Raw genomic sequence first — 10,190 nt, 5'->3', positions numbered from 1 at the left:
GGGGCAGCGGGCGGGCCGTCGCCGTTGGGTGCTACTTGCTGCTGCGGCCGATCTCCCAGAAGCGGAAGACGCCGGTGGTGTCGACGGTGGACTCGACGCCGGTGACGGACGAGCGGGCCGCGTAGAACGCCTTGTCCTGGAACAGCGGGACGAGCGGCACGTTGTCGGCGACGATCGACTGGATCTGGTTGTAGTTGTTGGCCGCCGCGCCCCGGTCGGTGACCTTGAGGCCGTCCGGCACGAGCTTCTGGCTGATCCGCGGGTCGTCCCAGCCGTCGTGGTAGACGCCGCCGTCGACGACCAGCGGGCTGATGTAGTTGTCGGCGTCCGGGTAGTCGGCGAACCAGCCGAGGATGTAGGCCTGGTACTTGCCGTCCGCGAAGCCGGCCTTGTACTTGTCCCAGTCGGCTTCCTGCTGGACCGTCACCTGGAACAGCCCGCCGGTCTCCAGCTGCTTCTTCACCGTCTCGGCCTCGGCCGCGCCGGCCCGCGAGCGGGACCAGGTGAGGGTGATCTTGACGGGCAGCTGCACCTTGGCCTCGGTGAGGAACTTCTTGGCCTTGGTGACGTCCTGGTCGCCGTACTTGTCGAAGAAGACGGTGTTGTGGCCGGTGACGCCGGCCGGGACCATCGAGTACAGCGGCTGGACGGTGCGGGCGAAGACGTCGCGGGCGAGCGCCTTGCGGTCGAGCAGCGTGGCGGCGGCCTGGCGGACGGCGACGTTGCCGACGGTCGCGTCCTTGGTGTTGAACACCAGCGAGCGGGTGTTGTTGCTGTCGCCCTCGACGACCTGGAGGTCGCCCTTGCCGCCCTGCTGGTCGGAGCGGATCTGGGCGGCGGTGTTCGGGTCCAGGCTGTCGTCGGTGAGGTCGACGTCGCCCTTGTCGAGGGCGGCCTTCAGGTCCGCTGCCTGGTCGTAGTAGCGGACGGTGAACTTGTTGTTGCGCAGCTTGGCGTCGCCGCCGTACTTGTCGTTGGACGACAGCGCGACCTTGCCGATGCTCTTGCCGGCGCCGCCCAGGGCCTCGACCGAGTCGAGCTTGTAGGGGCCGGAGCCGACCAGCTTGTCGTTGGGCAGCAGCGAGTCGGCCGGGTACACCTGGTGGTCGACGATCGCGCCGACCGGGCTGGCCAGCTTGGCCGGGAGGGTCGCGTCGGGCGCGCTGAGCTGGAAGAGCACCTCGTTGTCGCCCTTGGCCTCGACGGACTTGACCGAGGAGAGCAGGCCGGACGGGCCGTTCTTGTCGTTGATCTTCTTGGTGCGCTCGATCGAGAACACGACGTCGGCGGCGGTCAGCGGGTGGCCGTTGGAGAACTTGAGGCCGGGGCGCAGCGTGCAGTGGAACTGGGTGGAGTCGCCGCCGGTGAACTCGCAGGACTGGGCGGCGTCCGGGGAGGGCGAGCTGGAGGCGGCGGGGAAGGCCAGCAGCGACTGGAAGGTGTTGCGCAGGATGAGCCAGGAGCCGGAGTCGTAGGACCCGGCGGGGTCCAGGACGCTGGTGAGCTGGGCGGTGCCCATGGTGACCGACTTGCTGGCGCTGTCGCCCTTGACGGCGTCGGTCACGGATCCGCAGCCGGCCACCGTCACGGCGACCAGGCCGGCGCAGCCGAGTACTGCCAGGCGTTCAGCGGGAGTCTTCACGGGGCGCGTCCTTCTGGGGTGCGCGTCGTGCGACCGGCGCCGGGACCGGGGGTACCCGTCGGCGGCGGTGGCAGGGCTGCGAGGGTGGGAACGAACTGGAGTAGCGTGCCATATCGAACACGCACGACCGATACCCGCGCGGATGACGTTTGGGACACGGTGATCGTGGGCACCGCGGGCCGCTGGACGAGTTGTCAGGCAATGCCCGTTTTCTCCCCGGGCGCCTCCCGGTTCGGGCCGCTCACGGCCCCTTACCGGCCGGTAGGCCGGCGGGGCAATGAGACCACAATCACACGCGCGAGGCGACCAGCGAGCGGAGCAGTTCGAGGTCGACCTGCTCCAGCGAGGAGAGCACCAGGCGCCCGGGGGCCGGTTCGATCCGCGCGACCGAGGGCACCGCGATCACCGGGCAGCCGGCTGCCTCGGCCGCCTTCACCCCGGTCGGCGCGTCCTCGACGACGACGCAGCGGGCCGGGTCGGCGCCCAGGCGGCGGGCGGCCTCCAGGTACGGGTCCGGGTGCGGCTTGGTGCGCGGGACCTCGTCGCCGGCGACGGTGAAGGCGAAGTGCTCGGCGCCCAGCGAGCGCAGCACGATGTCGATGATGTGCCGGTGCGAGGCCGACACCAGGGCGGCCGGGATCCCGTGCGCGGCAAGGGTGTTGAGCAGCCGCTCGGCGCCGGGCATGAGCGGCACGCCGCCGCCCAGCAGGTCGACGAAGCGCTGGTTGATGAGGACCGTCAGGTCGGCCGGGGAGAGGTCGACGCCGGTCCTGGCGATCAGGTAGTCGATCACGCGCGTCATCGGGCCGCCGACCACCTGGGCGCGGTCCGCCTCGTCGAGCGCGTAGCCGAGCTCGGCGAACAGCGAGGCCTCGGCCTGCCACCAGAAGTCCTCGGTGTCGACGAGCGTTCCGTCCATGTCCAGCAGCACCGCCCGCAGGCCGCGGTCGTCCCCGTGGTCGAGCGCCGCGACGGTGGTGGAGATGGTGGTCATGGCGATCCTTCCGAGGGGCCCCGCACGTGCTCCGGGGATGGCACGGGCCGGCCCGCTGGTGAGCGGACCGGCCCGTTCAGGATCATCAAGGATACGCCCGGTTCGCCGGAAAAGAGCGAACGGAGAGCGGCGCGGGAGTTACCGGGCGTTGAAGTACTTCGCCTCGGGGTGGTGGATCACGATCGCGTCCGTGGACTGCTCCGGGTGGAGCTGGAACTCCTCGGAGAGCACCACGCCGATCCGCTCGGGCTTCAGCAGCTCGGCGATCTTGGCGCGGTCCTCCAGCTCCGGGCAGGCGCCGTAGCCGAGCGAGAAGCGGGCGCCGCGGTACTTGAGCGCGAACATGTCCTTGACGTCCTGCGGGTCCTCGCCGGAGAAGCCGAGCTCGTAGCGGACCCGGGCGTGCCAGAACTCGGCCAGCGCCTCGGCCAGCTGCACCGAGAGGCCGTGCAGCTCCAGGTAGTCGCGGTAGGAGTTCCCGGCGAACAGCTCGTTGGCCGCCTCCGAGATCCGGTTGCCCATGGTGACCACCTGCAGGCCCACGACGTCCCGCACGCCGGACTCCTCCGGGCGGAAGAAGTCGGCCAGGCACAGCCGGCGTCCGCGCCGCTGGCGGGGGAAGGTGAAGCGGGTGCGCTCGGTGCCGTCCTCGTGGAAGACGATCAGGTCGTCGCCCTTGGAGTTGGCCGGGTAGTAGCCGTAGACCACGGCCGCCTCCAGCCAGCCCTCGGTCTGCAGCCGGTCCAGCCAGGCGCGCAGCCGCGGGCGGCCCTCGGTCTCCACCAGCTCCTCGTACGACGGGCCTTCGCCGGAGCGCGCGGCCTTCAGGCCCCACTGGCCCTTGAACAGCGCGTCCTCGTCCAGCCAGGAGGCGTAGTCGGCGAACGGGATGCCCTTGACGATGCGGTCGCCCCAGAACGGCGGGGTGGGCACGGTGTTGTCGACCGTGACGTCCGAGCGGATCTGGCCGAGGTTGATCTCCGGCTCCGGCTCCTCCACCTCGACCCGGGCGTGCCGGCGCTGCTTGAGCTCGGGCAGCACCGCGCCGGGCACGCCGCGCTTGACGGCGATCAGCGCGTCCATCAGGCGCAGGCCCTCGAACGCGTCCCGGGCGTAGCGGACTTCGCCCTCGTAGATCTCGTGGAGGTCCTGCTCGACGTACGCCCGGGTGAGGGCGGCGCCGCCGAGGATCACCGGGTAATCGGCCGCCAGCTTGCGCTGGTTGAGCTCCTCCAGGTTCTCCTTCATGATCACGGTCGACTTGACCAGCAGCCCGGACATCCCGATGACGTCGGCCTTGTGCTCCTGCGCGGCGTCCAGGATCGCCGAAACCGGCTGCTTGATGCCGAGGTTGACGACGTTGTAGCCGTTGTTGGACAGGATGATGTCGACCAGGTTCTTGCCGATGTCGTGGACGTCGCCCTTGACGGTGGCCAGCACGATCGTGCCCTTGCCCTCCGAGTCGGACTTCTCCATGTGCGGCTCCAGGTGCGCCACCGCGGTCTTCATGACCTCGGCGGACTGGAGCACGAACGGCAGCTGCATCTGGCCCGAGCCGAACAGCTCGCCGACGACCTTCATGCCGGACAGCAGGGTGTCGTTGATGATCTCCAGCGCGGGGCGCTGCGTCAGCGCCTCGTCCAGGTCGGCCTCCAGGCCGCCCCGCTCGCCGTCGATGATCCGGCGCTGGAGCCGCTCCTCCAGCGGGAGCGAGGCCAGCTCCTCCGCCTTGGACGCCTTCACCGAGGCCGAGGAGACGCCCTCGAACAGCTCCAGGAGGCGCTGCAGCGGGTCGTAGCCGTCGCGGCGGCGGTCGTAGACCAGGTCGAGGGCGGCCTCGCGCTGGTCCTCGGGGATCCGGGAGATCGGCAGGATCTTCGACGCGTGGACGATCGCCGAGTCCAGGCCGGCCTCGACGCACTCGTGCAGGAACACCGAGTTGAGGACGACGCGGGCGGCCGGGTTGAGGCCGAAGGAGATGTTGGACAGGCCCAGGGTGGTCTGGACGGCCGGGCGGCGGCGCTTGAGCGCGCGGATCGCCTCGATCGTCTCGATGCCGTCCCGGCGGGACTCCTCCTGGCCGGTGGCCAGGGTGAAGGTGAGGCAGTCGACCAGGATCGAGCCCTCGTCGATGCCGTAGTCCGCGGTGAGCTCGGCGATCAGCCGCTCGGCGATCTCGACCTTCTTGTCGGCGGTGCGGGCCTGGCCCTCCTCGTCGATGGTCAGCGCGATCAGGCCGGCGCCGTGCTCGCGGGCCAGCGAGGCGATCTTGCCGAAGCGCGAGTCGGGGGCGTTGCCGTCCTCGTAGTTGACCGAGTTGAGCACCGCGCGCCCGCCGAGCGCCTCCAGGCCGGCGCGCAGGACGTCCGGCTCGGTGGAGTCCAGGACGATCGGCAGGGTGGAGGCGGTGGCCAGGCGGCCGGCGATCTCCTTCATGTCGGCGACGCCGTCGCGGCCGACGTAGTCGACGCACAGGTCCAGCAGGTGGGAGCCGTCCCGGATCTGGTCGCGGGCGATCTCCACGCAGGCCTGCCAGTCACCGGCCAGCATCGACTCGCGGAACTTCTTCGAGCCGTTGGCGTTGGTGCGCTCGCCGATCGCCAGGTACGAGGTGTCCTGGCGGAACGGCACCGCCTGGTACAGCGAGGCCGCCGACGGCTCCGGCTGCGGCGTGCGCGGGGCGATCGCGCGGCCCTGGACGCGCTCGACCACCGCGCGCAGGTGTTCGGGCGTGGTGCCGCAGCAGCCGCCGACCAGCGACAGGCCGTACTCGCGGGTGAACACGTCGTGCGCCTCGGCCAGCTCGGCCGGGGACAGCGGGTAGTGGGCGCCGTCCTTGCCGAGCACCGGCAGGCCCGCGTTCGGCATGCAGGACAGCCCGATTCTGGCGTTCTTGGCCAGGTAGCGCAGGTGCTCGCTCATCTCGGCCGGGCCGGTGGCGCAGTTGAGGCCGATGTAGTCCACGCCGAGGGGCTCCAGCGCCGTGAGCGCCGCGCCGATCTCCGAACCCAGCAGCATCGTGCCGGTGGTCTCCACCGTCACCTGGACCAGCACCGGCAGGTCCAGGCCGGCCTCGGCCAGGGCGCGCTTGGAGCCGAGGATCGCGGCCTTGGTCTGCAGGAGGTCCTGGCTGGTCTCGACCAGCAGCGCGTCGGCGCCGCCCGCGATCAGGCCCGCCGCGTTCTGCTGGAAACCGTCGCGCAGCGCCTCGTACGGGGCGTGGCCGAGGGTGGGCAGCTTGGTGCCGGGGCCGATCGAGCCGAGCACCCAGCGGGTGCGGCCGTCGGCGGCGTGCGCGTCGGCGACCTCGCGGGCGATCCGGGCGCCGGCCTCGGACAGCTCGAAGATGCGCTCGGGGATGTCGTACTCGCCGAGCGCGGCGAAGTTGGCGCCGAAGGTGTTGGTCTCCACGCAGTCCACGCCCACCCCGAAGTAGGCCTCGTGGACGGACCGGACGATGTCGGGGCGCGTGATGTTCAGGACCTCGTTGCAGCCCTCCAGGTCCTGGAAGTCCTCCATGGTCGGGTCCTGTGCCTGGAGCATGGTGCCCATCGCACCGTCGGCGACCACCACCCGGGTGGCGAGCGCCTCGCGCAGCGCGTTCGCGCGGCTCTGCTGAGTGATGGACGGTTCGGCTGCAGTGGCCATGGGGCTTCTCCCTGGTGCGACGGCTGTCGGCTTTGCACACCCGCTTGGTCGGGCACGCACGTGGCCAGGGTATCCGGCCCACGGCCCGGCGCGACTGTGCATTTCGTATCCTGAACGCTCGGTCGCAAGGGGGGAGCAATCGTTTGGGGCGCGCACGGACGTCCGCGGGGCGGATCGGCAGGGCCCTGGCGGCCCCGCTGTGGACACCGCTGAGGGCCTTCCGGGCCCGGTGGCGGGGCTGGTCGTGGTGGCGCAGGGCGCTCGTCGCGCTCGCCGTGGCCGCGGCCGTCCCGGTGGCCACGATCGGCGGACTGCTCGTCGCGCTGCGCCTGCACGACGTCGGCCAGGTCTCGCCCGACGCCCGCACCCGCGGCCGGGACGCCGTCTGGCTCGGCCACGCCTGGGTGGACGGCCGCAAGACCGACGCCGACGTCGCGGCGCTCGCCCGGCAGCTGGACGGCACCGGCATCCGCGACCTGTACGTGCACACCGGCCCGCTGGAGCACGACGGCTCGCTGCCGCCGTCCGTCCACCCGCGCGCACAGTGGTTCGTCGAGGCGGTGCACCGCGAACTGCCCCAGGTCCGCGTCCAGAGCTGGCTCGGCGACGAGGTCAAGCCCGAGAAGGACGCCCTCGACCTGGAGGACGCGGCCACCCGGGAGCGGGTCACCGCCTCCGCCCGGCAGGTCCTGGACCTCGGCTTCGACGGGGTGCACTTCGACATGGAGCCGATCCGCCCCGGCTCGGCCGGCTGGCTCGCCCTGCTCGACCGGGTCCGCGCCGTGACCGCCGGGCGCGGCGCGAAGCTCTCCGTCGCCGCCCCGCAGATCGACCCGCTGCCCGGCCTGCACACCGCCGGGATCGCCCTCAGCGGGCACGGCAAGTGGTGGGACCAGGCCTACTTCACCGAGACCGCCCGCCGGGTCGACCAGATCGCGGTGATGACGTACGACACCAGCATGCAGACCGAGCCGCTGTTCGGCGGCTACGTCGCCCTGCAGACCGAACTGGCCCTGGAGGCCACACCCGAGCACGTCGACCTGCTGATGGGCCTGCCGTTCTACTGGGACGACACGTGGGCGCACCGCGGCGGCGCCGAAACGGTGGACGCGGCCGTGCGCGGCGTCCGGCTCGGCCTCGCCCGCGAGGACCTGCACCGGCCGGCCTTCGGCGTCGCGCTGTACGTGGACTTCGCGGCGACGCCCGAGAACTGGGAGCAGTACCGGCGGGGCTGGGTCGGCTGACCGCCCGGGCCCCTCAGGCCGCCATGCGGTGGGCGAGGGCGCCCAGGTAGCGGTGGACGGTCGCGTCCTCGCCGGTCACGTAGTGCGAGACGGCGCGGTAGAGCGGCTTGCGGACCTCGCCGCGCTCGGTGACGGTCAGCAGGCAGCCCCGGCCGGCCGGCGTCAGGACGTAGGTCCACGTGCCGCCGTACGGCAGGTCCGGGTCGGCGATGCCGGTCACCAGGCGGTGCGGGGCCTCGCTGTCGACCACCTCGTACGTGGTGTGCCCGTGCCGGTCGTACTCGCGCCAGCGCTCCCGGCCGCCGGCCGCCGCGGGCAGCCGCTCGACGTGGGTCAGGTCGGGGCGCCAGGCCGGATAGAGGTCGATGTCGGTCAGGACGTCCCAGACCGCGCCGGGCGGCTGGGAGAGCTCCAGCCCGCCCTCGGTGACGTGCTCCACCGGGAGCCGGCGGCCCGCCCGGTCCGCCGCCACCACCACCGCGGTGCCGGCGGCCACCGCCGCCGCGCCCGCTCCGATCCACAGCCATCGGTTCATCGGTCCGGCTCCTCACGCCCGCCGCCCGGCCCCGTAGTCCATCATCGCGCCGCCCCGCCCGGCGGGCGCGCCACGACCATCCACGCGCCACAACCATCTGTAGGCGATCGGCTACGATCCGTGCCCGATGGCCGAGGCGGACCGCGCCCGGCCCGCCCGGACCCCGGAGGACCACCGTGCCGCTCCCCCGCCCGCTCGCCGCCCTGGCCGCCGTCCCCCTCCTGTGCGCGGCCCTCGCCTCCCCCGCCGCGGCCGACCCGGCGCCCAAGTACGCGGCGCTCGGCGACTCGTTCGCGGCCGGCGTCGCGGCCGGCTCCTACGACCCGGCCAGCGGCGACTGCCACCGCAGCGGCCGCGGCTACCCCGCGCTGTGGGCCGCCGCGCACGGCGCCGCCCTGACCGACGCCGCGTGCAACGCCGCCGGGACGGACGACGTCCGCCGCGACCAGCTGCCGAAGGTCGCCGCGGACACCACCCTGGTCACCCTCACCGTCGGCGGCAACGACCTCGACTTCACCACCGCCGCCGTCGACTGCCTCCAGCCGCTCACCACCGACGCCCGCTGCGACCGCACCCTCGACACCGCCTCGCACCGCATGGACGACGAGCTGCCCGGCCGCCTCGACACCCTCTACACGGCGATCCGCGCCGCCGCCCCCGCCGCCCGGGTCGTCGTCACCGGCTACCCCCGGCTGCTCCAGACCGGCACCAGCTGCATGATCGCCACCGAGGCCCGCCGGCAGCGCTTCAACGCCCTCACCGACCGCCTGGACGAGCTGATCCGCCGCCAGTCCGAGGCCCACGGCTTCGCCTTCGCGGACGTCCGGCCGGTCTTCGACGGCCACGGCACCTGCGGCGGCGGCCGGGAGGAGTGGATCAACGGCATCGTGGTCTCCCGCCTCTGGGAGTCCTTCCACCCCACCGCCGACGGCCAGGCCCGCGGCTACCTGCCGACCGTCGCCGCACTCCTGTAGGGCGCGTCCCGCCGGACCTGCGGATAACCGCTGGATCATGGCGGCCCGCTCGCCCAGACTGTCCCGGTGGCCCGGCCGGGGCGCGCATCAAAGCCCGTAGGCTGGGCAGGTAGGGACCGTGGAGCGAGGAGTTCCACGGGCGACGAGGAGTTCGGAGGGAGACGCCGGGTGATCGAGCTGGAAGATGTCCCCGAGTTGATCGACCCGGTGATGGTCTGCGCCTTCGAAGGCTGGAACGACGCGGGCGACGCCGCCTCCGCGGCCCTGGCGCACCTGGACGAGACCTGGGGCGGCAAGGTGTTCGCGGCCCTGGACGCGGAGGACTACTACGACTTCCAGGTCAACCGTCCCACGGTCTGGATGGACGGCGGCATCCGCCGGATCACCTGGCCCACCACCCGGCTCTCGGTGATCCGGGTGACGGAACCCAAGACCCGGGACGTCGTCCTGGTCCGCGGCATCGAGCCGAGCATGCGCTGGCGCTCGTTCTGCAACGAGCTGCTGGGCTTCGCACACGAGCTGGGCGTCGAGCTGGTGGTGATCCTGGGCGCGCTGCTCGGCGACACCCCGCACAGCCGCCCGGTGCCGGTCAGCGCCGTCACCTCCGACCCGGACCTGGCCCGCCGGCTGGACCTGGAGGAGAGCCGGTACGAGGGCCCGACCGGGATCGTCGGGGTGCTGCAGGAGGCCTGCACGCACGCCGGGGTGCCGGCCGTGACGCTGTGGGCCGCGGTGCCGCACTACGTCGCGCAGCCGCCCAACCCCAAGGCGACGCTGGCACTGATCAACAAGCTGGAGGACCTGCTGGACCTGCGGATCCCGCCGGGCGAGCTCGGCGAGGACGCGCGGGCCTGGCAGCTGGGCGTCGACCAGCTGGCCGCCGAGGACACCGAGGTGGCCGAGTACGTCCAGCAGCTGGAGGAGGCGCAGGACACCGCGGAGCTGCCGGAGGCCTCCGGCGACGCGATCGCCCGCGAGTTCGAGCGCTACCTGCGCCGCCGGGAGAACGTCGGGCCGACCGGCGAGAAGCCGGTGGCCGGGCACGCCACGGCGGAGCGGCCGGCCGAGCCGGAGGCGCCGGGGACCACCCGGGAGGCGCCGGAGGGCTCCACGGACGAGGAGTAGCACGGGCAAGCCGAAGGGGCGTCAGGAC

General features: G+C 72.5%; 7 protein-coding genes. 3 read left to right on the top strand and 4 right to left on the bottom strand.

The features are described 5' to 3' along the window. Nucleotides 1–31 precede the first annotated feature (31 nt). The 3 genes from AB0O00_RS20720 to metH all read right to left on the bottom strand — a co-directional run bounded on the left by AB0O00_RS20720 (nucleotide 32) and on the right by metH (nucleotide 6,284). Nucleotides 32–1,642 (bottom strand): ABC transporter substrate-binding protein, encoded by a 1,611-nt coding sequence (locus AB0O00_RS20720; protein WP_363653820.1) that lies wholly within the window; start codon nucleotides 1,640–1,642, stop codon nucleotides 32–34. Between the two features lie 289 nt (nucleotides 1,643–1,931). Continuing rightward, nucleotides 1,932–2,636 carry an HAD family phosphatase gene (locus AB0O00_RS20715; RefSeq protein WP_363653818.1) on the bottom strand — a complete coding sequence of 235 codons (705 nt, stop codon included), beginning with the start codon at nucleotides 2,634–2,636 and terminating at the stop codon, nucleotides 1,932–1,934. Nucleotides 2,637–2,774: 138 nt separating this feature from the next. Further along, entirely contained in the window at nucleotides 2,775–6,284 is a 3,510-nt protein-coding gene (gene metH, locus AB0O00_RS20710) for a methionine synthase (RefSeq protein WP_363653816.1), read from the bottom strand. Between the two features lie 143 nt (nucleotides 6,285–6,427). On the opposite strand from metH, the gene AB0O00_RS20705 reads away from it, so the two are divergent. Next, complete coding sequence (locus AB0O00_RS20705; protein WP_363653814.1) at nucleotides 6,428–7,528, top strand: glycosyl hydrolase family 18 protein; 1,101 nt, start codon at nucleotides 6,428–6,430, stop codon at nucleotides 7,526–7,528. A 13-nt stretch (nucleotides 7,529–7,541) separates the two neighbouring features. Here AB0O00_RS20705 and AB0O00_RS20700 read toward each other — a convergent pair whose 3' ends face one another. Beyond that, on the bottom strand, nucleotides 7,542–8,063 hold the full coding sequence (locus AB0O00_RS20700) for an SRPBCC family protein (RefSeq protein ID WP_363653812.1): 522 nt from the start codon (nucleotides 8,061–8,063) through the stop codon (nucleotides 7,542–7,544). 176 nt (nucleotides 8,064–8,239) lie between these two features. Here AB0O00_RS20700 and AB0O00_RS20695 point away from each other — a divergent pair, with 176 nt between their 5' ends. After that, entirely contained in the window at nucleotides 8,240–9,037 is a 798-nt protein-coding gene (locus tag AB0O00_RS20695; protein ID WP_363653810.1) for an SGNH/GDSL hydrolase family protein, read from the top strand. Between the two features lie 168 nt (nucleotides 9,038–9,205). After that, nucleotides 9,206–10,162 (top strand): PAC2 family protein, encoded by a 957-nt coding sequence (locus AB0O00_RS20690; RefSeq protein WP_363653809.1) that lies wholly within the window; start codon nucleotides 9,206–9,208, stop codon nucleotides 10,160–10,162. Nucleotides 10,163–10,190 lie beyond the last annotated feature (28 nt).

This window comes from Kitasatospora sp. NPDC093558, assembly GCF_040683475.1.
Lineage (GTDB): Bacteria > Actinomycetota > Actinomycetes > Streptomycetales > Streptomycetaceae > Kitasatospora.
This window is presented reverse-complemented; position numbering and strand designations above follow the sequence as displayed.

Bases quoted from the DNA above. Each gene is read 5' to 3' on its own strand.
- AB0O00_RS20715 (WP_363653818.1), bottom strand. From the start codon at position 2,636: ATGACCACCATCTCCACCACCGTCGCGGCGCTCGACCACGGGGACGAC.
- metH (WP_363653816.1), bottom strand. From the start codon at position 6,284: ATGGCCACTGCAGCCGAACCGTCCATCACTCAGCAGAGCCGCGCGAAC.
- AB0O00_RS20700 (WP_363653812.1), bottom strand. From the start codon at position 8,063: ATGAACCGATGGCTGTGGATCGGAGCGGGCGCGGCGGCGGTGGCCGCC.